27 protein-coding genes are annotated in these 26,042 nt (G+C 53.5%); 10 read left to right on the top strand and 17 right to left on the bottom strand.

Going from position 1 to position 26,042, the window contains the following annotated elements; translation table 11 throughout:
* Window positions 1-184: 184 nt before the first annotated feature.
* From JXQ85_RS10345 to JXQ85_RS10335, 3 genes are all read right to left on the bottom strand, one after another.
* Window positions 185-1,444, bottom strand: coding sequence for a Na+/H+ antiporter NhaA (locus JXQ85_RS10345; protein WP_421748819.1), 1,260 nt, complete (start codon window positions 1,442-1,444; stop codon window positions 185-187).
* Between the two features lie 204 nt (window positions 1,445-1,648).
* On the bottom strand, window positions 1,649-2,677 hold the full coding sequence (locus JXQ85_RS10340) for a permease (protein ID WP_421748818.1): 1,029 nt from the start codon (window positions 2,675-2,677) through the stop codon (window positions 1,649-1,651).
* The gene (locus tag JXQ85_RS10335) at window positions 2,670-3,008 is read right to left on the bottom strand and encodes an ArsR/SmtB family transcription factor (RefSeq protein ID WP_421748817.1); all 339 of its coding nucleotides are present in this window, start codon (window positions 3,006-3,008) and stop codon (window positions 2,670-2,672) included. Before JXQ85_RS10335 ends, JXQ85_RS10340 begins: the two co-directional genes overlap by 8 nt.
* A 124-nt stretch (window positions 3,009-3,132) precedes the next feature.
* On the opposite strand from JXQ85_RS10335, the gene JXQ85_RS10330 reads away from it, so the two are divergent.
* The 3 genes from JXQ85_RS10330 to JXQ85_RS10320 are packed head-to-tail and all read left to right on the top strand — an operon-like array spanning window position 3,133 to window position 5,160.
* Window positions 3,133-3,774, top strand: coding sequence for a LysE family translocator (locus tag JXQ85_RS10330; protein WP_421748816.1), 642 nt, complete (start codon window positions 3,133-3,135; stop codon window positions 3,772-3,774).
* 4 nt (window positions 3,775-3,778) lie between these two features.
* Window positions 3,779-4,357 carry a uracil-DNA glycosylase family protein gene (locus JXQ85_RS10325; protein WP_421748815.1) on the top strand — a complete coding sequence of 193 codons (579 nt, stop codon included), beginning with the start codon at window positions 3,779-3,781 and terminating at the stop codon, window positions 4,355-4,357.
* Window positions 4,354-5,160, top strand: coding sequence for an SseB family protein (locus JXQ85_RS10320; RefSeq protein ID WP_421748814.1), 807 nt, complete (start codon window positions 4,354-4,356; stop codon window positions 5,158-5,160). The genes JXQ85_RS10325 and JXQ85_RS10320 overlap by 4 nt, the downstream gene beginning before the upstream one ends.
* A gap of 43 nt (window positions 5,161-5,203) precedes the next feature.
* Here the strand turns inward: JXQ85_RS10320 and JXQ85_RS10315 are convergent, their stop codons facing one another.
* Window positions 5,204-6,133 carry a 2-hydroxyacid dehydrogenase gene (locus tag JXQ85_RS10315; protein WP_421748813.1) on the bottom strand — a complete coding sequence of 310 codons (930 nt, stop codon included), beginning with the start codon at window positions 6,131-6,133 and terminating at the stop codon, window positions 5,204-5,206.
* The gene (locus JXQ85_RS10310; RefSeq protein ID WP_421748812.1) at window positions 6,130-6,540 is read right to left on the bottom strand and encodes a VOC family protein; all 411 of its coding nucleotides are present in this window, start codon (window positions 6,538-6,540) and stop codon (window positions 6,130-6,132) included. Before JXQ85_RS10310 ends, JXQ85_RS10315 begins: the two co-directional genes overlap by 4 nt.
* 91 nt (window positions 6,541-6,631) lie before the next feature.
* Between JXQ85_RS10310 and JXQ85_RS10305 the strand changes: the two genes are divergently transcribed.
* Window positions 6,632-7,462, top strand: coding sequence for a LysR family transcriptional regulator (locus JXQ85_RS10305; RefSeq protein ID WP_421748811.1), 831 nt, complete (start codon window positions 6,632-6,634; stop codon window positions 7,460-7,462).
* Here JXQ85_RS10305 and rodA read toward each other — a convergent pair.
* The 5 genes from rodA to JXQ85_RS10280 all read right to left on the bottom strand — a co-directional run bounded on the left by rodA (window position 7,459) and on the right by JXQ85_RS10280 (window position 13,078).
* Window positions 7,459-8,598, bottom strand: a complete 1,140-nt coding sequence (gene rodA / locus JXQ85_RS10300; RefSeq protein ID WP_421748810.1) for a rod shape-determining protein RodA — start codon at window positions 8,596-8,598, stop codon at window positions 7,459-7,461. The two genes, JXQ85_RS10305 and rodA, sit on opposite strands and share 4 nt — an antisense overlap.
* Window positions 8,595-10,541: a penicillin-binding protein 2 gene (gene mrdA / locus JXQ85_RS10295; RefSeq protein ID WP_421748809.1), complete on the bottom strand. Its 1,947-nt coding sequence runs from the start codon at window positions 10,539-10,541 to the stop codon at window positions 8,595-8,597. Before mrdA ends, rodA begins: the two co-directional genes overlap by 4 nt.
* Window positions 10,538-11,065: a rod shape-determining protein MreD gene (locus JXQ85_RS10290; RefSeq protein ID WP_421748808.1), complete on the bottom strand. Its 528-nt coding sequence runs from the start codon at window positions 11,063-11,065 to the stop codon at window positions 10,538-10,540. Before JXQ85_RS10290 ends, mrdA begins: the two co-directional genes overlap by 4 nt.
* Window positions 11,058-11,960, bottom strand: coding sequence for a rod shape-determining protein MreC (mreC, locus tag JXQ85_RS10285; protein ID WP_421748807.1), 903 nt, complete (start codon window positions 11,958-11,960; stop codon window positions 11,058-11,060). Before mreC ends, JXQ85_RS10290 begins: the two co-directional genes overlap by 8 nt.
* A 77-nt stretch (window positions 11,961-12,037) precedes the next feature.
* Entirely contained in the window at window positions 12,038-13,078 is a 1,041-nt protein-coding gene (locus JXQ85_RS10280; protein WP_421748806.1) for a rod shape-determining protein, read from the bottom strand.
* A gap of 227 nt (window positions 13,079-13,305) precedes the next feature.
* On the opposite strand from JXQ85_RS10280, the gene JXQ85_RS10275 reads away from it, so the two are divergent.
* Complete coding sequence (locus JXQ85_RS10275; protein ID WP_421748805.1) at window positions 13,306-14,088, top strand: 23S rRNA (adenine(2030)-N(6))-methyltransferase RlmJ; 783 nt, start codon at window positions 13,306-13,308, stop codon at window positions 14,086-14,088.
* On the opposite strand, the gene JXQ85_RS10270 is transcribed toward JXQ85_RS10275, so the two are convergent.
* From JXQ85_RS10270 to JXQ85_RS10245, 6 genes are all read right to left on the bottom strand, one after another.
* Window positions 14,085-15,641, bottom strand: a complete 1,557-nt coding sequence (locus JXQ85_RS10270; protein ID WP_421748804.1) for a hypothetical protein — start codon at window positions 15,639-15,641, stop codon at window positions 14,085-14,087. The genes JXQ85_RS10275 and JXQ85_RS10270 overlap by 4 nt on opposite strands.
* Before the next feature lie 99 nt (window positions 15,642-15,740).
* Window positions 15,741-17,303, bottom strand: a complete 1,563-nt coding sequence (locus JXQ85_RS10265) for a 2-isopropylmalate synthase (protein ID WP_421748803.1) — start codon at window positions 17,301-17,303, stop codon at window positions 15,741-15,743.
* A gap of 5 nt (window positions 17,304-17,308) precedes the next feature.
* Window positions 17,309-17,665, bottom strand: a complete 357-nt coding sequence (locus JXQ85_RS10260) for a cupin domain-containing protein (RefSeq protein ID WP_421748802.1) — start codon at window positions 17,663-17,665, stop codon at window positions 17,309-17,311.
* 241 nt (window positions 17,666-17,906) lie between these two features.
* Entirely contained in the window at window positions 17,907-18,467 is a 561-nt protein-coding gene (locus JXQ85_RS10255; protein ID WP_421748801.1) for a TetR/AcrR family transcriptional regulator, read from the bottom strand.
* A complete protein-coding gene (locus JXQ85_RS10250) occupies window positions 18,467-18,955 on the bottom strand; it encodes an HPP family protein (protein WP_421748800.1) in 489 nt (162 codons plus the stop codon). Before JXQ85_RS10250 ends, JXQ85_RS10255 begins: the two co-directional genes overlap by 1 nt.
* Window positions 18,956-19,175: 220 nt before the next feature.
* Window positions 19,176-20,570, bottom strand: coding sequence for a 2-isopropylmalate synthase (locus JXQ85_RS10245; protein ID WP_421749054.1), 1,395 nt, complete (start codon window positions 20,568-20,570; stop codon window positions 19,176-19,178).
* A gap of 166 nt (window positions 20,571-20,736) precedes the next feature.
* Here JXQ85_RS10245 and JXQ85_RS10240 point away from each other — a divergent pair, with 166 nt between their 5' ends.
* From JXQ85_RS10240 to JXQ85_RS10230, 3 genes are all read left to right on the top strand, one after another.
* Entirely contained in the window at window positions 20,737-22,395 is a 1,659-nt protein-coding gene (locus tag JXQ85_RS10240; RefSeq protein ID WP_421748799.1) for an NAD+ synthase, read from the top strand.
* Between the two features lie 159 nt (window positions 22,396-22,554).
* A complete protein-coding gene (locus JXQ85_RS10235) occupies window positions 22,555-23,511 on the top strand; it encodes a fatty acid desaturase (protein ID WP_421748798.1) in 957 nt (318 codons plus the stop codon).
* Window positions 23,512-23,531: 20 nt separating this feature from the next.
* Complete coding sequence (locus JXQ85_RS10230; RefSeq protein ID WP_421749053.1) at window positions 23,532-24,017, top strand: flavodoxin family protein; 486 nt, start codon at window positions 23,532-23,534, stop codon at window positions 24,015-24,017.
* A gap of 3 nt (window positions 24,018-24,020) precedes the next feature.
* Here JXQ85_RS10230 and JXQ85_RS10225 read toward each other — a convergent pair whose 3' ends face one another.
* Entirely contained in the window at window positions 24,021-24,959 is a 939-nt protein-coding gene (locus tag JXQ85_RS10225; RefSeq protein ID WP_421748797.1) for an MBL fold metallo-hydrolase, read from the bottom strand.
* Window positions 24,960-25,041: 82 nt separating this feature from the next.
* Here JXQ85_RS10225 and JXQ85_RS10220 point away from each other — a divergent pair, with 82 nt between their 5' ends.
* Together JXQ85_RS10220 and JXQ85_RS10215 are read left to right on the top strand one after the other, a co-directional pair.
* Window positions 25,042-25,476, top strand: a complete 435-nt coding sequence (locus JXQ85_RS10220; RefSeq protein WP_421748796.1) for a DUF1801 domain-containing protein — start codon at window positions 25,042-25,044, stop codon at window positions 25,474-25,476.
* 10 nt (window positions 25,477-25,486) lie between these two features.
* Window positions 25,487-26,035, top strand: coding sequence for a hypothetical protein (locus JXQ85_RS10215; RefSeq protein ID WP_421748795.1), 549 nt, complete (start codon window positions 25,487-25,489; stop codon window positions 26,033-26,035).
* The last annotated feature ends 7 nt before the right edge of the window (window positions 26,036-26,042 follow it).

Below are 26,042 nucleotides of genomic sequence, written 5' to 3'. Positions count from 1 at the left end.
CATGCCTCACCTTAGCGGCGAAGTCTTAACGTACCACTGATGCGGCTTGCGCGTACTATGCCGGATTTGAGGCGGTTCTGACAACAGATGCCTGTCGGTTTCGGTACGATTTCAGAGAGATTGCAGGGCGAAAACACAGAAACCGGCGCCAGGACGCCGGTTTCCGTTGAGATTTAGAGAGTATTTACTCTGCTGGGGCGAGTTCCGTCTTTTGAACGCGGAACAGTTTGCCTGCGAGAATTGACAGGCCAGCAGCTCCAAAGCTAAAGAGCGCACCCATTTTGGCGGCATCCTGAACATCGCCTGGCGGGAAGGCAACGGAGGCCACAAAGAGCGATACCGTAAAGCCAATCGCGGCGACAAAGCCGATGATGACCAGATCGATGATCCGCATACCTTGCGGAATCCCGAGTTTCAGCGGCACAGCCGCAAACCAGCCGAAGGCGAGAATACCGATAGGTTTACCGATGATCAGACCGGCCAGAACCAGCCATGTCGCATCTCCAATCGCGCTGAACTCAACACCTGCGTTCAGCAAGCCGAAGAAGAAGAGGATGATCTCGACCGGGTGCTTCAGTGCGTGTTCGATCACGTTTAGCAAATCATGCAAGTGTGTTTCAGCTTCTGAGAAGAAACCAAAGGCACGGTCTGCGTGTGGAATCGCTGGAACGATCGGCAGCAGACCCAATGCAGGGTGCAGACCAGAGCGCATAAAGCCATACCAGCTGATGCAGGCCGCAACAGCATAAGGCACAAAGTGCAGGTTTTTGCGCACCCAAGTTGAATTTGGACGGTCTTGTTTTCCAACGTCTAGCTTGCGCGGAAGCCAGTTGAACAGAAGATACACACCGATTGCAGCGCCAAAGGAGGCCAGTAGCCATTCCGGGGCCAAATCGCCAGATGGGTAGAAAATTGCCAAAATGATCAGACCAACCGCATCGTCGGCAATCGCCAACAGAAGCAAGAAGCGCACAGCTGGGTGACCGGCACCAAAGACCAAGCGACCTACGAGGTAGGAAAAGGCAATGTCTGTTGCGGTAGGAATCGCCCAGCCATTTGCCACCGCATCATAGGTGTCAGAGCCCAGGAAATACGCCAGACCAAGGTAAACACCGATCGGGCCAAACATGCCGCCTGCCGTTGCAAATAAGGGTGTAGCCGCCTTTTTTCCGCGCAGAGAGCCATCTTTCAGGATCACCGCTTCCCAGACCTCTTTGGCGGCCATCGCAAAGAAGAGCGCCATCAGAACGTCATTCACCAGATAGTGCAGTGTCAGGGTGCGGTGCCCATGATGATAGTGACCAATCGGAGCATGATCCCAGATCACGAATTCAACGAAATGATGATAAGTTTCGGGGTTGGTGTTTGCCCAAATCAGGGCCGTTACCGCGCCAATTATAAGCAATAGCGAGTAGTTGGTTAAAAAGTTCCAGACGCGATACATTGGTCCTCCCCAGGGTTATAAAGCTCATCTTGGATACATGAATAATAGGGTGCTAACAACGGAATCACAGACCCTATGGGCGGTTTTGACGCGAAATTTTGAGTCTCAAAAATTAGCGAAACTTCAAGATATGCATCTTTGTTAGGCACAACAACAGCCGCATCACAAAAATGCGGCTGTGTGAAAATTTTTTGGCTTGATGGGTTAGGCGAACCCCTGCCAGGCGAGACCGGCAAAGAAGCTGCCCACCATCGCAAGGACGAAGTAGGCTGCGAAAACGCGTGGTTTCACCAAAGCCCAGACCGCGATTGCCGCCGGAATACAGCTGACGCCACCAGCAATCATAAAGCTCATAGCAGCACCCGGCGCCATTCCTTGGTGAAGCAGCGCATCCACCAGGGGAACCGCAGCGTAGCCATTCAAATAGGCAGGCGCGCCTACCAAAGCACCTAGGGCAATGGGGCGTAGGCCCTCTCCTCCAAGGAAGGTCGCAATCCATTCTGCCGGAACATAGTGGATCATCAAAGCCTCAGCCACATAAGCCAGTGCCAGCCATTTCAGCAAAAACACAGCATTTTCGATGGCGGTTTCTTTGAACACCACACGGCGCGTGTTGTTGGTCCAAAATTTCCAAACCGGGGTTTCGGAAAAAGGCACCTGCACGCCGCAGCACCCGCCAACCTGTGGCTTTTCACGCAACGGGTTTTTGAAGACCGCAGTTTTTGCGAGGGACATTGTGACAAAGCCACCGAAGAGGCCCAGGCCTACGGCAGAGGCTGTTTTCGCAATCGCAAAATCAAACCCTAATTGACCAGCAGTGATCGAAAACATCGCAGGATCCATAATCGGGGAGGCCAGCCAAAAAGCCATAACCGCCGACAGGGGCGTCCCAGCCGCCAAAAGGGCGGCAATAAAGGGGATCACCTCGCAAGAACAAAATGGCGCAAGGCCGCCGAGTATTGCCGCAAATACGATCATCCGGCTTTCACGCCCGACAAAAGCTTTGGCCAGTATGTTCTCTGCCCCGGTTGCTTTCAAATAGGCGATTGCCAAAACGGCGAAGGAGATAAACGGTGCAGTGCTGAGCAATGCTTCGATTGAAAAAGTCAGCGTAGGCACAAATTGCGGCCGGTCGAATATTGCAACCCCAAGCAAAATCAAAACAAGCGCCAACCAGGCTTTGTCGATCCTTTTCAGAAGAGGGCGTTCGATGGTGTGTGTGGTTTCAGCCATGGCTGCAATCCTCGATGTCGCTGTCCGCACAGCATTCATTTAACAAAAATTCTGACAGGGCGCGTACTTCGTCATAGGCAACCGCTGCACAAATAATGCTGCGCCCTTGTTTTTCCTGAATGACCAACCCCGCCTGGGCGAGAATTTTCATGTGATGAGTCAAAGTAGACCCCGTCACGCCGGTGCGTTGACCAAGCTCCCCAATGCTGAGGCCGTCGTCCCCGGCACGTACCAGGGTGCGCAACACGCTAAGACGTTGCTCGGATCCAAGGGCCGCAAAGGTCGAGGCGGCAACTTCAAGGCTGAGATCGGTGATTGCTGTATGTTTCATATTTCTAAAAATATCGAAATAATTGAGTCGCGCAAGATTTATTTTCATAATCTTCGAAATATCGAATTGATTTGATTTTCAGCCAATGCTGAGAAAGTGTAGGCGCAACGAGAAGGAGGCGGTGATGACGCTAGCAGAGATACTGACTTTCGCCGTTGTGGCCGGCCTTTTGGTGGTGTCCCCGGGACCCAATGGCGTTTTGATCGCGCGCACTGTGCCAACTTCGGGTCGGCAAGCTGGCTTTGCAAACATCGCAGGATTTGTCAGCGCATTTTACATGCATGGTGCTTTGTCGATATTGGGTCTGTCTTTGATCCTTGTGCAATCAGCAACTGCCTTTGCCATCGTGAAATACTTGGGTGCGGCTTATCTGTGTTGGATTGGCCTTAAGTCCCTCTGGGCTGCATGGCGCGGTGAAACACAGGATGTTTCACAGGTGTCTCCAGCAAAACGCCAAAGAACTTTGGTGCGTGCCTATGTCGAAGGATTGCTGACCAACCTTTTGAATCCAAAAACGTCGATGTTCTATCTTGCAGCCTTTCCGCAATTTATCGCGATTGAAACGCCGTCACTGGGCGCGTCCTTCACTTTGGTGACAGTGCATTCCTTGCTCAACGTTGTTTGGTTCAGTGCAATGGTTTTGCTTTTAACCCGCTTGAGTGCTGTGGCAGGTCGTGGACAGTTCCAGCGTTGGGTGAAAGGCGTGACAGGTGTAGTTTTCTTGGGGTTTGGGGCTAAATTGGCCACCATTCGACCAAGTTTGTAACACTTTGGCGCTTCAAGACGATATTGGCGTCTGCCAAATTTGTACCGAACGATTTGCCAAGACCCACACCCGGCATACACCGCGGCCGGTGGTTTGGTTTCAACCGGGCACGCGTATTTTGGTAGCTGGCCAAGCGCCGGGCGCACGCGTGCATGAAAGTGGGCGCCCCTTTACCGATCCATCTGGGGATCGCCTGCGCGCATGGATGGGGATCGATGATGATGTATTTTATGATCAAACCCGTGTTTCCATCCTGCCGATGGCTTTTTGTTTTCCCGGATATAACGACAAAGGTGCGGACCTGCCGCCGCCCACCATTTGTGCAAAGACCTGGCGGAAACCGGCGATGGAGCAGCTTTCATCCGTGCGCTTAACGCTATTGATCGGAGGCCATGCGCAGAAATGGCACCTCGGACCGGGGAAAGTCACAGAGACCGTTGAGGCCTGGCGCGACCATGCGCCTGCGGTCTTCCCCTTGCCACATCCGTCGTGGCGGAATACGGCATGGCTGAAGAAACATCCGTGGTTTGAGGCCGAGTTGCTGCCTGAACTGCGCCAAGCTGTGCAAGAGGCCCTGACATGAGTGAAATCGACCTGACCCCGCTGGATCGTGCCCATGCAGAAATGGATAACAATGCGGCGGATGACGCTGCGCGTTTGCGGTTTTATGAACGTTTGGCTGATGCAGAATTATTTCTTCTGCTGGAAAAAGAAGCAGTTGGAGAGCGGATTTCCCCGGAAGTGTTTGAACTGCAGGATCAGTCCTTTGTTTTGGTCTTTGACACCGAGGAAAGGCTCGCGGAATTCGTCGGCAAGTCAGCCCCTTATGCGGTGTTATCAGGACGAATAGTCGCTCAGATGCTGGCGCCGTCAGGTATTGGCCTTGGCGTGAACCTTGATGTGGCCCCGTCCTCGATTTTGATCCCAGCCGAAGCAATGGCCTGGTTGGTGGATACCTTAGGCAATGGGCCGGATGAGATCGAAGCGCGGGTTGAAGAATTTACCGCGCCCGCAGGATTGCCTGAAGTCTTGGTGCGCGCTTTGGATGCCAAACTTTCCACCGCTGTTGGACTGGCGGAATGGGCTTATTTGGTAGGGACTGTTCATGAAAACGGCGTGCGTTCACATATGCTTGGGTTTGTGAATGCGGTTGAAGGCGCGCAGGCCGCTTTAGCTAAGGCCGTGTCCGAAGCGTTGACGTTTTCTGGCATTGATGCTGGGACTTTGGATGTTGGTTTCTTTGACAAAAACGATCCGGTTGCTGCGCAGCTTGCGCGGGTTGGTTTGCGGTTTGACCTGCCAAAGCCAGAGACCTCGAGCGAATACGTTCAAGTTGCACCAGGCAGTGATCCTGAAAAACCACCAAAGCTACGGCAGATCTCCTAGCCTCGTTTAATTACAGGTTTTAGGTTCGTTTACCGTACCCAGATCAATATCCGGCACCGCGATCCACGAGGTTTAAAAACGGTAGCCCTATCTCGCCGCGTCGAATGTTCTCGGCAATGACTTCCGATGCTGTGATCGCTCGGGTTTCGGCTGCAATATGCGGGGTGACGGTCACTTTGGTATGGGCCCAATATGGGTGGTCTTGTGGCAAAGGTTCGACGCGGAACACATCAAGCGTGGCATGGGCAATCTGTCCGGTGTCTAAGGCCGAAAGCAAAGCTGCGTCTTCGATCAATGTGCCACGCCCGGGATTGATCAGCCGCGCGCCCTTGGGCAGATGATTGATGGTTTCGGCATTTAATGTGTTCTCAGTCTCTGCAGTGTTGGGCAGCAACAGGATGAGGATATCGGCCGTTTTCAACGCGGTTTTCAAACCGGCATCTCCACTAAGACAGATAATGCCCTCGATGTCTTTCTGTCGCCGCGACCAACCAGTGACTTGAAAGCCGATCCCAGCAAGCATCTTCGCGCAGGCCTGTCCAAGCTGACCCAGCCCTAGAATGGTGACGCGCCGCTCGCGCGCAAGGGGCGCAGCCTTTGGCTTCCATTCCCCATTTTGGGACGCAAGATTATCATCGATCCCAAGATGATAACGCAACGTGTGCCCCGTGACCCATTCGATCATCCCCTGGGTCAGTCCCGGATCAACCATGCGGCACAGCGGCTGAGCTAGGGTTTGATTGGTGACTATTTTTTCAACCCCGGCCCAAAGACTAAGCACAGCTTTACAGCGCCTGAATGGGCTAAAATCCTGCAGATCGCTACTGGGGGCATAAATGATGTAATCTGTTTCTGCCGGGTCGTGGTCTTGACGCAAATCGATATCAAGATTGGCTGCACTGAAGGCTTGTTTCAAAGGGGTTTGATAACTGTCCCAGTTTTTATCGCCCGCGGCAAAAAGAACATTCGTCATGATTGAAACAGCCCTTCCTGATCAGTGAAACCTTTCACTTCGATGGGATTACCAGAAGGATCAAAGAAAAACATCGTTGCTTGTTCCCCGGGCTCGCCTTCAAAGCGGATCTGAGGGGCCAGTTCGAAAGAAATATCATGTGCGCGAATACGGTCTGCCAGAGCCCGCCATTCTGGCATCGGAAGCACAACGCCGAAATGCGGCATCGGTACTTTATGTGCGCCAACGGTTCCGGTTTTGGTCGCGGGAAATGGCGTACCCAGATGCAGCGAGAGCTGATGGCCAAAGAAATCAAAGTCGACCCACGTGTCCGTTGAACGGCCCTCTTTGCAGCCGAGCACATTCTTATAGAATACGCGACTGGCCTCTAGATCAGTGACATGACAGGCGAGATGGAATGCAAACATAACGGCTCCTGATTGGCTTTGGTCACTGGTTTAGCATTCTCTATAGTAAATAGTTTAACTTAACTTTGTGTTTTCTGACATAAGCAAAACTATGGATCTAAAGTTTGTCGAAAGTTACCTGCTTGTTTTAGACGCGGGCTCGATTGCAGCCGCCGCTCGCAAGCAAAATATTACACCAGCCGCTGTTTCACAGCGTGTGACCGCGCTGCAAAACGAGTTGGGGGTCTCGCTTGTTGTACGCGAAGGCCGCCGCATGGTGGCGACGTCTCATGGGCGCACGATGATCCCTTTGATGGAGGACATGCTGGCGCGCAGGAGCGATATCAATAGGTTGCTGGCCTCTCAAGAACTCCGAGGTGTGCTGCGAGTTGGCGCAATTTCAACGGTGCTTGGGCAATTTGGCCCACAGCTGGTAAAGGCGCTTAAAGCACAAGCGCCCGACGTGAATTTACGGCTGGTACCGGGCACATCTGAAGAGCTTTATGAGGCGATATCTCAGGATCGGATTGATCTGGCAATCGTTGCATCGCCTCCGTTTGAGCTGCCGAAGTCGTTGAAATTCGACCGATTGGTGTCGCAGGACATAGGTCTTTTTCGTCGTCGCGGCGCGCCGGCGGATACGCCCTTTATTGTATATGATCGAACGTCTTGGGGTGGTGCCACGTGTTGGAAAGCGTTGTCTCAGACATATTCAAATACATCGATCATATGTGAGATGGATGCGCCAGAAGTGATTGCGCAGATGGTGGAACAAGGGCTGGGGCAGGCCGTGTTGCCACACTGGCAAGGTCTGCATATCGCTTCAAATCAAGTCGAGTTTCTATCCTTAGGGGCGCAACGCACCATCGGGGTGATCAGCCTGCAGCGAGACAGCCAATCTGCTTTGATGAAACTTGTGCAGGAAGCGCTGGATATATCTTAACGCGGCCGATGGACATGTGCGCTTTGCACCATGCCAAAGGCCACCATCAGAACAAGCATGGCGGAGCCGCCATAGCTGACAAGCGGTAAAGGTACGCCCACAACTGGTGCCATGCCCATCACCATCGACATGTTAACCGCAAAGAACAGGAAGAATGCACCGGCTATCCCCATGGTCATGAGCGATGAGAACCGGTCTTTGTTTTGTACTGCCGAGACCACACAGAAAACGATGATCAAAGCGTAGAGCACCAGAAGCGAAATTGCGCCCATAAAGCCAAATTCTTCTGCCAAAGTCGTAAAGATAAAGTCGGTGTGTTTTTCTGGCAAAAAGTTCAGGCGGCTTTGTGTGCCTTGCATGAATCCGCGGCCTGTCCAGCCGCCAGAGCCAAGCGCAATTTTGGACTGTGTGATGTGATAGCCCGCCCCCAATGGATCTGAGGCAGGGTCCAGAAATGTGTCGATCCTACGGTATTGGTAATCTTTCAGAAGCTGCCAGCTTTCGCCTCGAGATTGGAAAACGGCCGTCACCAAACCAATACCTATTGCGATGACAGCTGCAAAATATCCCCAGTGAACTCCGGCGATAAAAATGACCGTCGCCCCACCCATCAACAAGAGCAGGGAGGTCCCAAGGTCGGGTTGCTGTAAGACCAAATAGGTGGGCACCAAAGTGATTAAGATCGGCAGTAAAATCCACAGTGGCTTTGACGTTTTCTTGGCTGGCAACCAGTCATAGTAGGCCGCCAGAAACATCACGAGCGTGATCTTCATCAACTCTGACGGCTGAAGGCGCATAAAGCCCAGATCGATCCAACGTTGAGCGCCCATTTGAACGGTGCCCATAATCTCGACCAAGATCAGCAGAATAAGCGAACCCGCATAAAGCACACCTGACACGTTGCGCCAGAACCAAATCGGCACCATCGCAACGCCAAACATCAGTGCCAGCCCCATTGCAAAGCGTTTCATCTGTGCTTCAGCCCAAGGAGAATAGGACCCGCCAGCCACGGAATAGAGCATTAGAAATCCGACGCTGGATACGGTGATCAGCAAAACCACCAGTGGCCAGTTCATATGCAGGATTTTGCGAAACCCGGTTGGGACAGATTTGACGGAATACTCAAGATAGCTCATGCGCGGTCATTCTCGCTGTCTCTGAGCCCCGGATACTCGCGTCGCAGACGTTCTTGTTGAGAACGAATGCGGTTGCGGTCTTTACTTGGGTAGGCGTCTAGTGGTGGATCGCCGTTATAAAGCGCCTGCAATGTGATATCGCGCGCTATAGGGGTGGCGGCTTTCGAACCTCCCCCGTGTTCGACAATGACGGCAACTGCAATCTTAGGATCATTATAAGGCGCAAAGTTCACGAATAGCCCGTGGTCGCGGCGTTCCCAAGGCAGATCTTCGTTGCGGATCACACCCGCACGGCGTTCGGCGGCGGTGATGTTGCGGACCTGACTGGTGCCGGTTTTACCAGCAAGACGCACTTCGTCTTTGATGATGCGCTGGCTGTAGGCGGTGCCTTTACGGTGATTTGAAACCGCGAACATCGCCTGTCGGACCATGCGCAAATGATTTGGGTTGATGTCGAGGTCCGGAATATCTTCGGCGGGGACCGTTTGATCTATGCCATCGATGGATTTAACCAACAGTGGCTCTAGGGCTTTGCCAGACGCCAGCCGCGCTGTCATCACCGCAAGCTGCAGTGGGGAGGTTAGCACAAAGCCCTGTCCAATCGATGCGTTCACCGTATCGCCGACAACCCAGGAGGCATCCCGATTGCGCTCTTTCCAAGCCTTGGTTGGGGTGAGGCCACTGGCCACGGCAGACATTGGAATGCCGTGTTTAACGCCCAATCCGAGCCGGTTGGCCATTTCAGTGATTTTTTCGATCCCGACCTCAAGGGCCAGCTCATAGAAATAGACGTCGCAACTTTCACGCAGCGCGGTCTCGAGGTTCATATGACCATGGCCCCCGCGTTTCCAACAGTGGAAGTCACGATTGGAAACCTTCAACTTCCCCGAACAATAATGGGTCGATTTGCTATCGACGATCCCTTCTTTGAGCGCCGCAAGTGCTACGATCATTTTGAAGGTTGACCCTGGAGGGTAGGTGCCTTGAACCGATTTGGTCGCCAGAGGACGGTGATCGTTCTCCGTTAGTTCTGAGTAATCGGCAACGGAGATTCCGCGCACAAAGAGATTTGGATCAAAAGTTGGCGCCGAATTGATCGCTAAGATTTCGCCGGTTTTGCAATCCATGACGACTGCGGCGGCGCTTTCATCGCCCAGTCGGGCTTGCACATAGGTTTGCAGTTTTTGGTCAACGGTAATCTGCAGATCGTCTCCAGCCTGACCTTCGCGTCGATCAAGTTCGCGCATCACACGGCCAGCGGCATTCACCTCGACCCGCTTGGTTCCAGCCTTGCCGCGCAGCTTGCTTTCACGCTTGGCTTCCATGCCAACTTTGCCGATTTGAAAGCGCGGGATCAGAAGCAATTGATCAGGGTCTTCGATTTTGGACAAATCATAGTCCGATACCGGCCCAACATAGCCAACTACATGCGCAAAATCCGCACCGTGTGGATAGAGCCGAGACAGGCCAACTTCCGGCGTAACCCCTGGAAGGGCAGGGGCGTTCACGGCCACCCGCGACATCTCTTCCCAGCTGATCCGTTCGGCAATTGTCACAGGCAAAAATGGCGGCGAGCGCTTCATTTCGGTCATGGCCCGATTAAGTGCCGTGTCATCTAATTCGATCAGGGTCGACAGGCGTCCAATGACCTCTTCAACGTTGCCTGCATCCTCGCGCACCATGGTGATCCGGTAGCTCGGTTCGTTGGCGGCGATGATGACACCATTGCGATCATAGATTTCACCACGGGCAGGAGGGATCAAGCGCACATTGATGCGGTTCTCTTCGGCCAAAAGGCGGAATTCATCAGCTTGATCGACCTGCAAGTACCGCATGCGAAGCCCCAAGAGCCCCATAAATCCAAGCTGTGCGCCACCAAGCAGCAAGGCGCGTCGTCCCATGCGGGATTGGCTGGCACTATTTTCCGCTGCGGTGCGCCTCATGTCGCTTCCCCTTCGCGGAAACGAATTTTCCTAAGACCAAGAAAAGGGGCAGAGCAACCCACCACAAGCGGGTAAGCGAGAATGCTGACCAGCAATTGAATCAGCGTCAGACCCAAAGAGGCCTGATCGAGCACAAAGATAGACACCAGAACACGGTTGCCGATCACTATCGCAGTTAGACCTGCGGCGGCAGTGAGCCACTCTACCGAAAACGTTATATCGATGCCGTTCAAAGTGCGCTTGCGCAGGTTTTCGGTGACGATGACCGTCAGTGCAGCCAGCAGACCCGGTGGGCGTGACAGCAGAAAATCAGCAAGCAACATCAGGGCTGCAATTAGCAGGACAGGCACATAATCGGGGCGTCGCAACACCCAGACCATTGTGAGGACCAATAAGAAATCAGGCCCCGTCCAATTGCTGGGCACGGTGTTTAAGGGCAGGAGTTGCCAGTAAAGAATGCTCAATGCGAGAGCCGCAAAGCTGGCTCGTAAAATCCAAGGTTTGGCGGTGGAGGTTTCAGCCATCGCTCTCCTCCGCGCGCAAATCACTTTGCAGCAACCCGTCCGGGGCAATCAAATCTCCGGGCTGCTCAATTTGTTCCTGACCGTGGTCGCGCAGGACGCGTAAGAATTCCAAACGTTCATAGTCTGCTGCCAATCGTACACGCAGACGCCCGCCGGGATCAGAGGCCACTTGGCCAATCAAAAGACCCGCGGGAAAGACGCCACCATCGCCAGAACTGACCACACGGTCGCCAGGGCGTGCTTGATCGGCGTTCTCAACAAAATCCAGATGAGGGGCAGAGGTATTGTCCCCGACCACCAACGCGTTTTGCCCAGAAGGTTGGATGGTTGCCGGAATACGCGAAGAGGCATCGGTGAGCAGAATGACCCGACTTGTGGTTTCACCCACACCAGAAATTCTGCCAACGAGGCCAATCCCATCCATTGCGGCCCAGCCATCCACGATGCCATCGCGCGCGCCGATGTTCAGCAGAACAGATTGCCGAAAAGGGGATCCGCTGTCAGCCAACACGACGCCCGTGATGTAGGTTAGGCGCGGATCAAGCCGCACGTTGTTCAGATCAAGCAGTCGGGCGTTTTCTTGCTCCAGCTGCAGCGCAGCCTCTTTCCAGGCCTTCATCTGCTGGAGTTCACGGCGTAGCTCTTTGTTCTGATCCACAACGCGCTGATAGCTTTGGAAATCTCGGAACAGGTTGATGGTGCCCGTCACCGGCGCCATGGCCCATTCAAAGGAGGGCACAAAGCGATCGACCAGTGAGGCACGGAATTGCTCAACCCGAGGGCTATCGATCCGCCATAGCAAGAAGATCCCAAGCAGACACGCCACAAGAAGGCCCGCAAAGAGCCGTTTGAGGGGGGCGACATAGTCTTCGCCTTGTGTTCTGTCTCGGGCCATACGTCCTCCGGTTCAGAACAAAAGCCTGTATAAGAATATGGCGGCGAGGGGCCACCTGCCAAGGGTTTTGGGCGTGATTAGCTTTCGTAATCGATCGCGTGGCGCAGTTGTTTTTCAAACTCTAGCGCTTTGCCGGTGCCAAGTGCCACACAGTTCAGGCTTTCATCAGCGATAGAAACTGCCAGACCCGTCTGTTCACGCAGGGCCAGATCCAGGTCACCCAAAAGCGCACCGCCGCCGGTCAACATGACACCACGATCCACGATGTCAGCCGCCAAATCAGGTGGTGTGGCTTCCAACGCTGTCATCACCGCTTCGCAGATTTGTTGCACGGGTTCTGCCAAAGCTTCGGCGACCTGTGCTTGCGAAATTTCGGTTTCCTTTGGCACGCCGTTCAGCAGGTCTCGACCTCGGATTTGCATCGAAGCGCCACGGCCATCATCCGGCATACGCGCAGTCCCGATAGAGGTTTTGATGCGCTCTGCCGTGGATTCACCCACAAGAAGGTTTTGCTGACGACGCAGGTAAGAAATGATCGCTTCGTCCATCCGGTCGCCACCAACGCGCACCGAGCGCGCGTATACGATGTCGCCAAGTGACAGAACCGCAACCTCGGTTGTTCCACCGCCGATATCTACAACCATGTTACCGGTTGGATCGGTGATCGGCATGCCTGCACCAATGGCCGCTGCAATAGGTTCAGCAATCAGGCCCGCGCGACGTGCACCAGCACGCAGAACCGACTCGCGGATCGCACGTTTTTCAACTGGAGTGGCCCCATGTGGCACACAAACGATGATCTTTGGTTTGGAGAAAGTGGAGCGTTTATGCACCTTGCGGATGAAGTGTTTGATCATCTCTTCGGCGGTGTCAAAATCGGCAATCACACCTTCGCGCATCGGGCGGATCGCCTCGATGCTGCCCGGAGTCCTGCCCAGCATCAATTTCGCATCTTCGCCAACAGCTAGAACTTTTTTCACACCGTCTTTGACGTGATATGCCACAACCGATGGCTCACTGAGAATGACACCTTTGCCTTTCACATAAACCAGTGTGTTGGCCGTGCCCAAGTCGATGGCTATGTCAGACGTAAATAGCCCACCAAGATTTCCCAGCATTTCTACCCCGATCCCCAAAACGATTCTTTAAAGCCCTGCGACTCTGGGTGAGCGAGGGCCATTCTCTTATAGGGCTGGGGCAGGGCTTGGGAAAGGGCGCGCAGACGTAAATCAGCGTTATTCCGCCGGATAAATACACCCTTTGGAAAGCGACTTGGCATTTGGCGGCTGTCCTGATCCGCGAAACTCAGGTAAACAGCGCGGATCATTTGGCGAAGGGCGCATTTATGCTTAGTTATCAGCACATTTACCACGCGGGCAATCTTGCCGACGTGCAGAAACACGCACTGCTCTGCGCCATGCTGGACTATATGGGGCAGAAGCCAAAACCGATCAGCTACCTCGAGACCCATTCCGGGCGCGGGCTGTATGATCTTCAAGCTCCAGAGGCGGTGAAAACAGGCGAGGCAGAGGCCGGAATTGGCGTCGCTGAAGACTGGTTTGCAGTAGATCATCCTTTCCGCCGCGCTTTGAAGGCTGTGCGTGATGGGTTTGGTGATCAAGCCTATGGCGGCTCGCCATTGTTAGCCGCACAAATCATGCGTGCCGGGGACAAAATGCACCTTGCGGAATTGCATCCGCAGGAAGGTGATGCACTAGAAGATGCGATGGTGATGTTTGACGCAAAAATCCATCGCCGCGATGGGTTTGAAATGGTGCAAGCTGTGTGCCCTCCGACGCCACGCCGCGGGTTGCTGCTGATTGATCCAAGCTACGAAATGAAATCGGACTACGATCTCATCCCCAGTCAGATCGCAAAACTACATCGAAAGTGGAACGTCGGCGTCATCGCCCTTTGGTATCCGATCCTGAAAGATGCAACGCATCTACCGATGCTGACAGCGCTTGAGTTCCAAAACCTCCCGAAAACCCTGCGGCACGAAGTGCGGTTTCCAGCGGCACGCGAAGGTCATCGCATGATTGGATCAGGAATGTTCATCGTGAACGCACCTTGGGGGCTGCAAGACGAGGCCAAACGTCTGACCAAGGCCTTCTCAACACTTAACTAGCGCAGTTTATCCAGTGGGAAGTCGCGCAGCGTATTCCAGTCAGGCGCTTTGCCCAACTCGCGCATCACGCCGCGTTTGAGGGTCGTTGTAAACGGGATATCGCCCAATTCAGGTGCCGTGCGTTCTTGAATAATCTCGTAGACGCGATTGGTGTGGCGGAACTTGGGCCGTAACCGCATGGCGTTGTGCAGCAGCGAGCGGTCGTTGAACGGATTTACGTAGAAGCTATTGGTTGATCCGTTCAGCAAAGCCCCAAGTGCATGGGGTTGCACCAATTCGGTAAAGGCCATGTCATAAATGCGATTGTGGGCGGCCTTGGGTAGGGTGCTCATCCACTCAAAGTAGCTGGGCCCCCATTGCATGATCGTTTCGTTTGTCACCTGAGGGGCAAGACGTAGGCGCGACAGGGCAAAATGAATATTGAATGGCGCGTCCAGAAGGGGGCGGGCGTATTGCTGCGCACCGATCAGGCCAAGCAGGTTGCCGCGCAAAAGGACCTCGTGTTTTGGCGATAAAGCATCCGCAAGACCCGCGCGCGGATCGCGTGTGCCAGCTTCAAAACCAGTGCGATAGGCAAACCGGATGAACCGCTGAGACGTCAGCGTATCTGTTGTAAGATCTTCATAGTCGTTGCCGCGGGTGTTGATCACTGAATGCTCTAGCCCTAAGCGATTGCATAGCTGTGAACCAATATAGGCGTCGACAAGTGTGTTGTGATTGGTCGCATGGGTGAATACGCGGGTAAGGTCGCCAAGACTGTCCTTCGCAAGGCTGAGCAAAAGGCGACTATCTTTTCCGCCTGAAACAGGCAGGCAGCAGTCAAAATTGCGGATCAGCCCATTCAGGATGGTTTTTAAGCGTGCCTCGATTTGCTCGATCACGTCCGCGCGTTCGTTGCGGGGCGTGTCAAACGGCGTGTTTTCATTTGGCCAGTGACGGGTTTGCGTGAAGGTCTTTAGGTCCAAGTAGTGATTTGGCCTTGTCCGGAATACCCGCGCATCGCGGGTGTGTTCAAAGGCAAAATAGAGATCACCCGACAGGACCGCATTGTGATCAAAAAGTGGATTATCTGCCAGCTCTCCGGTGGCGGCCAATGTCACGCTGGAGGCGATCAGATCTTCGGAAGGGTTGAAGACCACCGACTGATCCAGCGCATTGTCAAAATACATGCGTTGATCGTCGCCAGAGACGACAACCAAGGCGTAGCGCCCTGCGATCGTTTCGACTTTTTGCTCAAACTTCGACCAAAAATCAGGCGCGCCTTCGTGAGCGCCAATTTTCAGGGCGTCGATGATGGCATCGCCAGAATCGTCGATCCCAATACCAATGAAGTGCCCAACGGTTTCGCGTTTCGCGTCCACAATGGGCGTTACTCGAAGCAGTGGGCAATGTTGCAGTATCCACGGCCCGACGGGCTGCGCGCGCCAACTATCTGCTGTCGCAATCGGAGTTTTGCTGAGGGTGAACTGATACTTGAACAGTTCGGCAAAACTATCTGCAATTGAGGCGTCAAAACTATGCGCGACAAGGTTGGTGATCTGTGGACTGCTCATATTTGTGGCTCATTCAAAAGTGGCCGGTTGTGCGCCAGACTATCTGAAATTCGTCAATAAAGAAGCCACAAAAAAGGGGGCCGAAGCCCCCAATTATATTTAAGCGAGATCTTTGTAGTTGATCTCTTTGGTGTCGACGCCATCACCGAGCTTTCCGCGCCGCACCAGCAGGCGGTTCAAGGCATGGATATAAGCCTTGGCCGAAGCCACAACTGTGTCTGTGTCAGCGCTTTCACCGGTGGCGACATTGCCATCCTCTGACAGACGAACCGAAACGGTGGCTTGCGCATCGGTGCCTGCGGTCACTGCGTGCACTTGGTAAAGCTCCAAATGCGCTGAGTTCGGATGCAGCTGACGGATCGCCTTAAATGTTGCATCCACCGGGCCGTCGCCTGATTCAATCGCGGTTTTCTCTTCGCCGTCGATTTCCATCACCAGGGTCGCGTCCGCTGGACCACCAGATCCACAGACCACACGCAGGGTCTTCAGTTTCAGCGTGTCATTGGCATCATCTGAGCGCATCAACGCAATAATATCGTCGTCAAAGACTTCTTTCTTGCGGTCAGCCAGATCTTTGAAACGCACAAAGATGTCTTTCAACTGGTTGTCACCAACTTCATAGCCCAGCTGCTCCAACTTATCGCGCAGCGCTGCACGACCAGAGTGTTTGCCCAGCGGCAAAGACGTACCTGTCAGGCCGATATCTTCCGGGCGCATGATCTCGAAGTTTTCAGGGTTCTTCAGCATGCCATCCTGATGGATGCCGCTTTCATGCGCGAAGGCGTTTTTGCCAACGATGGCTTTGTTTGGCTGAACAACGAAACCCGACACAGTCGAGACACGACGGGAAATCGCCATAATCTTGGTCGTATCGATGCCAGTATACCAAGGCATGATGTCATTGCGGGTTTTCATGGCCATCACAACTTCTTCCAAAGCTGTATTGCCTGCACGCTCACCCAGACCATTAATGGTGCATTCGATCTGGCGCGCGCCGCCAGCCACAGCCGCCAGCGAGTTCGCTGTCGCCATGCCCAGATCGTTGTGACAGTGGGTCGCGAAGATCACGTCATCTGCGCCGGGTACGGTCTCGATCAGACGTTTGATCAGATCCGCAGATTCCACTGGAGCGGTGTAGCCCACAGTATCCGGAATGTTAATCGTGGTCGCCCCAGCCTTGATGGCGATTTCGATTACGCGGCAAAGGTAATCCCATTCGGTCCGCGTGGCATCCATCGGAGACCATTGCACGTTCTCGGTCAGGTTCCGCGCATGTGTGACGGTCTCGTGAATCTTATCCGCCATCTCGTCCTTGGTCAGGTTCGGGATCGCGCGGTGCAAAGGTGACGTGCCAATGAAGGTGTGAATGCGGTTCAGTTCAGCGTGTTTGATCGCCTCGGCGCAGCGGTCGATATCAGCGATATTGGCGCGGGCCAGGCCGCAGATGCGGCTGTTTTTTGCGCGCATCGCAATTTCGCTCACTGCGCGAAAATCGCCTTCGGAGGCAATCGGGAAACCAGCTTCGATGATGTCGACGCCCATGTCGTCCAGCATTTCAGCGATTTCCAGTTTTTCGTCATGGGTCATAGTCGCGCCCGGGGATTGCTCGCCATCGCGCAGGGTGGTGTCAAAAATGACGACTCTGTTCTTATCCATTATCATTATCCTCAGATATGCGGCTTGGGCGCAGGCTCTCGGCCGCTGTCCCCGGAATTTGGTTCACCCTTTGGTTCGATCAGCAGAACTTTGACTTCTGCCTCAGCTTTCGGGCGGTGTACAACGCCTCGTGGCACAACTACAAGCTCACCCGGACCAAAGGTCACAGGATCATGGGCCTCGTACTCCATGGTGACTTCGCCTTCGAGAACCAGAAAGAAGTCATCAGTGGTGTCATGTTTGTGAAAGGGGTATTCGCCTTTGAACTTTACGACCATCACGTCGTTATCATTGTAGCTTGCGACGACGTGTGGATCCCAGTGCGACGAAAACATCGCCAGCTTTTCAGCAAGGTTCACTTTTTGCATTTTAGAAAGTCCTAAACTCGCGTTGGTTTTAGAGATTTGCGGATTTTCGGCGCGTCACAACTCCCCTGAGCACGCGCGCCGAGAAGGCCGCGCTCAGAGGCGAGTTAGGAGTAGGTCTAGGCCACGCGCAAACGGCGCCGGAAGGCGCTCGGAATCTGCGATATGGGTCTGACGTGTCATGAGGCGGACTATACATGGGCCAAAGAGAAAGAAAAGCCATAAGTCTGAGCGAATGTGCTGCTCATTCAGATTTTTCTGACAGAGCTTTCAATTGTTTGATCGTCGCATTGAATACTTCTGGATCATTCATGGCGCGAGAAAGAACGATAGCCCCTTGAATACCTGCGATAATTTGAGTTGCTTTCGATGTCGCCTGATCTTCGGAATGCCCAGATCGCATCAAGGCGCTTGTAAGACAGTCATGCCAGCGGAGGAAATAATTACTTATTTGTTTCGCAAACTTATCGCGGGTCTCATCAAGGGCAAAGACACCGATTAAACAAATGCGTTGCCCCGATTTGAAATAGGATTGGCACGCCGTAAACATTCGAGGAATTGCGACTTCTGGCAGATCCTCATGGAGCGGCGTAAATATCTCTGCTTCAAACCATTGATGCACATGGCCGATAACGGCCCGTGCCATATCGTCTTTGCCACCGGGAAAGAAGTTATACAGACTTCCTCGGCCCAGGTTCGTTGCTTTGGAGATTTGATTGATGCTTGCGCCTTCAAAACCCTTGGCGCGAAACAGCTCAGCAAGGGCAGGAATTGTGTCGTGTTTTTCAGCAATCAAGCGGGGCATTAGTCGGGCAAATTCGGATATTTAAGACCGGTGAACCGGTGGTAACCAATTGCGACTATAATCAGCAATAAAGCCCCAGTGGCAACCGGGAATAACAGAAATAGCCAATCAGGCTGCAGTGCAAAAACGACGATTGGGTTAGCTCCGGCTGGCGGGTGGGTTACGCGCAATGCAGCCATTGCGGCAATCGCCAAACCTACAGCGAGCCCTAAACTCCAGAACGTATCCTGCAAAAGTGTGAGGCAGATCAAGCCAACAAGAGCCGACGCAAAATGCCCGAACAAGACATTGACGGGCTGGGACAGTGGCGCAGCTGGCACAGAGAACAGCAGCACGCAAGTCGCGCCAAAGGGCGCCATGACGAATGCGAGATCAAGGTTTCCATCCAAAAGCGCTAACGCGCCGATTCCGAGGGTTCCACCAATCCCCGCCAGCACAACAGATGTCAGCGAGGGTTTGGGGAGAGCAAACTTAAAAAATTTCAGCATGTACCATTCGTTCCAGTTTGTACTAATTGGTACAAACTTAGGCATGGCATTGACTGAGTCAAGGGCGACCAAAATCCTTGCGCCCTCACAAAGAAAAACTCTGAAGGTCTGCGTGACCATCAGAGTTGAAATCTAAGTAGAATTGTCGCGAACTTTACGGCTAAGGGCACATTCCGAAATCGAAGCAGCGTAGCCGGACTATGTTAAAAGGCGTGCCGCACTAGTTTTGCTGCAGGGCGCCGTTTTCCCAATTGCCAGTGGCTTCTTGGCCGGATGCATATTTCATCGTACCTTCACCCTGGCGTTTGCCTGATTTGAAAGTACCTTCGTAGATGTCGCCATTGGCGTAGGTTGCTATGCCTTGGCCTTCAATCTCACCGGCATTCCAAGCGCCTGTGTAGGTGAAGCCATCCGGCATAGTGATCGTGCCGGTGCCTTCACGCTGGCCATTCACAAAATTGCCTGTGTAGGTCGTGCCGTCCGTATAGGTCGCAGTGCCGTCGCCATGACGTTGCCCATCCGCCCAAGCGCCTTCATAGCGATAGCCGTCAGCATAGGTCATTACTCCTTGGCCATGGTTCTTGGCGTTTTGGAACTGGCCTTCATAAACCAGACCATTGGCGTAGGTTGCTCGGCCCTTGCCTTGAATAACACCAGCTTGCCAATCGCCTTCATAGACAGAGCCATCCGGGTAGGTGATCATGCCTTGCCCATCTGCAAGGTCAGACATGAAGGCACCAACATAGATGGAGCCATCCGGGTAGGTGACAGTGCCGTTGCCTTGAATTTGGCCAGCGACCCAGTCGCCTTCGTATTTATAACCATCCGCACCAATAAAGACGCCTGTGCCTTCTCGGCGGTCACCTTTGAAGTCACCTTCGTAGATGTCACCATTGGCATAGCGAACTTGTCCAAAGCCTTCACGTTGCCCGCCTACCAAGGTGCCTTCGTAGATGTCGCCATTTGGCTGTGTCAGCTTGCCCTGACCGTCAATCTGCCCAGCGCTCCAGAGACCTGCGTAGACCAACCCATCCGGCATGGTCAGGGTGCCAGTGCCTTGGCGTTGTCCAGCAATGATCGCACCGTTGTATACCGCGCCATCAGGATAGGTGATCTGGCCTGTGCCTTCTTTGACGCCATTGACCCAATCGCCTGCATACACATAGCCACCGGGGCTGCGCATGGTGCCCGTGCCATGGTGCATTGCGTTCACGAAACCACCTTCGTAGGTTACGCCGTTTGCGTAGGTCGCGAGCCCTTGGCCGGTGATTTTGCCGTCGACCCATTCGCCCTCATAGGTTCCGCCGTCCGTAAAGGTGATCAGGCCGATGCCTTCTGGTTTGCCTTTGACAAATTCACCTTCATACAGCGAACCATTGGGAAAGCGCGCTTGACCCATGCCAAGGATTTCACCATCCACCCATGCGCCTGTGTATTCATAGCCATTGGGCAATCGATATGTGCCTGTGCCATGCTGAAGCCCGTCTTTAAACGTGCCTTCATAGACGCCACCGTCGTCGTATTGTTTGGTCAATACACCGCTGTCCTGCGCCGCAGCCGGAGCAGCCATTGCCAAGGCCGTCATCATCGCCAAAACGGAAAAAGCGTTTTTCATTTTCATATCTTTGCCCCTGCTGGCCTGCGCTCTGGCTGTTTTGTTGGCTGAAATCTAGTGCAGCCGTCACTTAGGAGCAACGCCTTTTGCCGCTTTGCGCTTTTCCTTGAGCACAGTTCTGCTAAATCTTGCTCAACTTAAGACGATCAGGCCCCGGAGCGCGATCATGGCAGATAAATTTCGTGTGACTTTGGCACAAGCCAACCCTGCGATGGGGGACATTGCTGGCAATGCCGCAAAGGCGAAAGCCGCTTGGGACGAAGGCAAGGCGGCAGGTGCGGATTTGGTCGCGCTGCCAGAGATGTTCATTTTGGGCTATAACCCGCAGGATTTGGTGATGAAGCCTGCTGTGCAGGCCGCTTGCTTGGCTCAGATTGAACAGCTTGCGAAAGACTGTGCTGACGGTCCCGCCTTGGCGATTGGTGGTCCATTTGCGGATGGGGATAAGCTCTTTAATGCTTATTTCATCCTCAAAGGAGGTAAAATCGCCAGCAAACAGCTGAAACACCACCTGCCGAATTACAACGTCTTTGACGAAGTGCGGGTTTTTGACAGTGGCCCTATGGGCGGGCCATATGCCGTCGGCAATACGCGGGTTGGTTCCCCAATCTGTGAGGATGCTTGGTACGAAGACGTGGCTGAAACCATGGAAGAGACTGGAGCTGAGTTTCTGTTGGTGCCAAATGGATCGCCATATTATCGCGATAAATTTGATCGCCGGATGAGCCATATGGTGGCTCGCGTAATTGAAACGGGCCTGCCATTGATCTATTTGAATATGGTCGGCGGCCAAGACGATCAGGTCTTTGATGGCGGCTCTTTTGTCTTGAACCCTGGTGGGCATTTAGCGGTTCAATTGCCGGTGTTTGACGAGATGGTCGCACATGTCGACTTGGTGCGTGACGAAGATGGCTGGGTATGCGAGCAGGGCGAACGTGCGTTGTTGCCCGCTGGCGAAGAGCAAGACTACCGCGTTTGTGTGGAAGCTTTGCGTGACTACATGGGCAAGACCGGCTTCAAAAAAGTGCTGCTTGGCCTCTCAGGTGGGATCGATTCTGCGATTGTGGCGACGATTGCGGTGGATGCGCTGGGCGCAGAAAACGTGCGTTGCGTGATGTTGCCGTCTGAATATACGTCGCAAGGTTCGTTGGATGACGCGGAAGACATCGCGAAACGACTTGGCGTGCATTACGACTATGTGCCGATCAAAGAAGGCCGCCAGGCGATCACCAATACTTTGGCGCCGCTCTTTGAGGGTCTCGACGAAGGATTGACCGAAGAGAACATTCAGTCGCGTGTGCGTGGTTTGCTGCTGATGGCGATGTCCAACAAATTTGGCGAGATGCTGCTGACAACCGGCAATAAATCCGAAGTCGCAGTGGGCTACGCGACAATTTATGGCGATATGAACGGCGGCTATAATCCGATCAAAGACATGTATAAAACCCGTGTCTTTGAAACTTGCCGCTGGCGCAATGAAAACCACCGCGATTGGATGGGCGGCCCCGCCGGGGAAGTCATCCCTGTATCGATCATCGACAAGCCGCCATCCGCCGAGCTGCGCCCTGACCAAAAAGACGAAGACAGCCTGCCGCCATATGACATTCTAGATGGTATCCTAGAGATGTTGGTCGATCAGGAAAAATCCGTCGCAGACTGTGTCGAAGCAGGCTACGAGCGCGCCACGGTTAAACGGGTCGAGCACCTGCTTTATATCAGCGAATACAAACGCTTCCAATCTGCGCCAGGCGCACGCCTGTCCAAGAAAGCCTTCTGGATGGATCGCCGCTATCCGATTGTAAACCGCTTTCGGGACGATAGCTAACCAAGGCCAATTGACCCATCGCGGCGGCGTGGCTAGCGTTGCCCAATGACAAGGGACTATCATTTATTGGGCAAAGACGCCCAGCACGCTGAACGGCGCGGGCTTGTTAAACCAAAATGGTTTCGGCCCCAAGTGGATCCGGCCGAGATACGCGTCTTGATGCAGAAATCCGATAGAATTGCACTGCGGGATACATTGCTCTGGCTTGGTGCAATGCTGATCTTTGCTGGATTTGGCGTTGCCTTTTGGCCCAGCCTGTGGAGCGTGCCTTTTTGGGCGGCATACGGGGTGCTTTATGGCTCAGGTGCCGATTCACGTTGGCACGAATGTGGGCATAAAACTGCGTTTCAGACCAGTTGGATGAACACTGTGGTTTACCAGATTGCCTGTTTCATGATGATGCGGTCGCCGGTTGTTTGGCGTGCAAGCCACGTGCGACACCATACCGATACAATCATCGTCGGTCGTGATCCCGAAATTGTTGCGATGCGACCACCGGACTTACGTCGGCTGATACTGAACTTGTTTGGAATTTTGGACGTCTACCAAGCGATTGCACGCATAATGCTGCATGCCAGTGGGCGGATAGATCCGGAAGAAGCCAGCTACATTCGGCAACAGGATCACCCGAAAGTGGCGTGGATTGCGCGCCTATGGCTCCTGATTTACACGGCTGTGATTGCGATATCTTTTGCGATGCAGACCATCATTCCGCTGATGATCATTGGATTACCACGCCTCTACGGTGCTTGGCATCATGTTCTGACTGGTGTTCTGCAGCATGTCGGGTTGGCGGAAAACGTGACGGATCACCGATTGAACACTCGCACTGTTTTGATGAATCCATTCAGTCGATTTATCTATCTGAACATGAATTATCACCTGGAACATCACATGTTTACCATGGTGCCTTACTATAATTTGCCTAAGCTACATGAGCTGCTGAAAGGCCAAGTGCCCGCACCGGATAGGTCGATTTTTGCAGCCTACCGGCGACTTCTTCCCGTGCTTTGGCGGCAGCTGCGGCATGAGGAGGCGGTGATCCTGCCACCCCTGCCTCCGGGGGCGCCGTCCTATGGGGCAGATGCGGACCTGCTGCGGCAACACGCAGTTTAGCGCGCAACGACAAGGACCAAATTGTGCAACTTTTGATCATTTACCATTCTAGAACCGGTGGCAGCCAACAGATGGCGGAATCGGTCTTTGAGGCTGCAAAGGATGAATGTGAAACGCGGTTGGTTAAAGCTGATGATGCACAGCCGTCTGATCTGATGAACGCCGACGGGTATATTTTCTGTGCGCCAGAAAACCTCGCCGCTCTTTCTGGGCAGATGAAAGAGTTCTTTGATCGCTGCTATTACCCAGCGCTTGGTCAGATCGAAGGACGCCCCTACGCGCAGATGATTTGTGCCGGATCAGATGGTGAAAACGCTGTTCGGCAATTGGCACGCATTGCGACGGGTTGGCGTCTCAAAGAAGTTCAGCCCGCGATCATTGTGAATACAAATTCACAGACTGAAGCTGAGATTCTAGCGCCAAAAACCATTCCGGAAGAGGACTTGGCCAAATGTCGCGACATTGGCCAAGCGCTTGCGGCTGGATTGGCGATGGGTGTGTTTTAACCCTTACAACATCAGCTGATAGCTTGCTGGCACGTAATGGAAGCCATCACCTCGGGTCTCCACATACCCTACCCCTGGGAAGGGCATGTGATAGCCGACAAACGGTATGTTATCGGCCGCCATCATATCCAGCATCTTGCGGCGGGTTGCCGCGGCGGCGGCTTTGTCCATGTCAAAACGCACTTCCCAGTCGGGGTAGGCTACAGACCAGACGTAGTGGTTGGCGAAATCAGCTCCTAACACCAGTTGTTGCCCGTTGCTTTCGATCCGGTAGGCCATGTGGCCGGGTGTATGTCCAAAGGCCGACATCGCGGTGATGCCTGATGCGACGGAACTACCATCGCCGATCATGGCAAATTTCTCAGCCAAGGGGCGCACTTTGCCTTCAAAGCGTTCGTTTTCAGCCTTTGCCCAGAAATCAAATTCTGCAGACCCGGTTACATATCGAGCATTTTTGAAGGTTTCTTGGCCTTCCCCATAGAGCCCACCAACATGATCGCCGTGCATATGGGTGATGACCACGGCATCCACTTGATCTGCCGCATAACCAGCATCAGACAAAGCGCCGGTGATCCCTGCTGGATTGAGGCCTGTGTCAAACAGGATTAATTCTGACCCTGTGTTGACCACTGTCGGTGTAAAGAAGAACTGCGCTTTATCGGTTGGTATATTCGCCTCTGCCGCCACGGCGTCAAATTCGCTGCCCTCAACGTTGAGGCCAAAGATCGACTTTGGATTTTCAACAGCGCGCGTTCCTGCAAGCAGGGTTGTCACTTCAAACGCGCCAATCTTCATGCGCCTAAATCGCGTTCCGCCAACGCCCAACATGTCTGCCGCACTAAAAGCTTTGGTCGCCCCTGCAATCAGCGGCAATGTCGCACCAGCGACCATCAGTTCGCGGCGTGATAACTTTCCTTGGTATAGTGTCTTGGCCTTTAGCATGGCATCCTCCTAAGCAGCTGCCTGAAAGGATAGATTGATTCCGTGATTTTCGAGGTAGCGTTTGCGTGAACTGGAGGGGGCGATGGCGAAAGCTCAGAACAAGACAGTGGCAAACCAAGTGAACCCGCGCGATTTTATTATGCAGATCGAGCACCCAACCCGCCGTGCGGATGGCTTGGCATTGCTGGACCTTTTCTCTGAGGTCAGCGGATTTGAACCGGTGATGTGGGGCCCGTCGATCATTGGCTACGGCAAATACCACTACAAATATGACAGCGGTCGCGGAGGCGAATTTCTTGCGACAGGCTTTAGTCCCCGTAAATCAAACCTCTCGATTTATATCATGCCGGGCTATCAGGATTATTCAGAGATCATGGGGCGCCTGGGAAAACACAAACTTGGTAAAAGTTGCCTCTATGTGAACAAGCTTGCGGATATTGACTTAGATGTGCTGCGCGAGCTGATTGAAGTGGGGCTGAAAGATTTGAATAACAAATGGTCGGTGGAACCGAAGTAAGGAAGTGATGATGAAATCTTTGACTGTCGGTTTGGCTGCCGTTGCGCTGATGGCAACACCTCTTACCGCGGGAGACTGGTTTAACCACAAGTTCGGAGAGTTGCGTTCCTATCACAAAGACTGGCTTAATGTATGCAATGACAAAGGTGCGGGCACCTGTCGCGCCGTGCAGTACCAACTCCCAGATACTGGCGAAACCTTCTTTGGTGAAAGCCGACTTGCCCTGATCTATCGAGGGGACGGGGTATACGACATAGAGGTGTTTGACCGCGGTCTGGATCCCATCTCTGACGGAGATGTGGTCTTTGACTTTGGCAGCGATAGAGTCGTGTTAACGCCGAACCAGTGGCGAAGCGGCGGAGCTGATGTGGCCAATGTTGCTGAAACCTTCGTGGTGAATGACCAAGATGCCGCGCGTCTTTTGACCGATTTGGTGATGCGAAAATCGCGCTTGGTTGTGAAGTTTGTCGTAGAAGATGCCCCGATATCAGAGGCACAGTTTTCATTGCGCGGCTCCCTTGCAGCTTTGAATGCGATCGAAATGCTCAAATCCCCCTAGTGCGCTT

Origin of the sequence: Cognatishimia sp., assembly GCF_049116455.1 — a bacterium.
Classification (GTDB): Bacteria; Pseudomonadota; Alphaproteobacteria; order Rhodobacterales; family Rhodobacteraceae; genus Cognatishimia.
The sequence above is the reverse complement of the archived record's forward strand: the minus strand, read 5'-3'. Positions and strand labels throughout refer to the sequence as shown.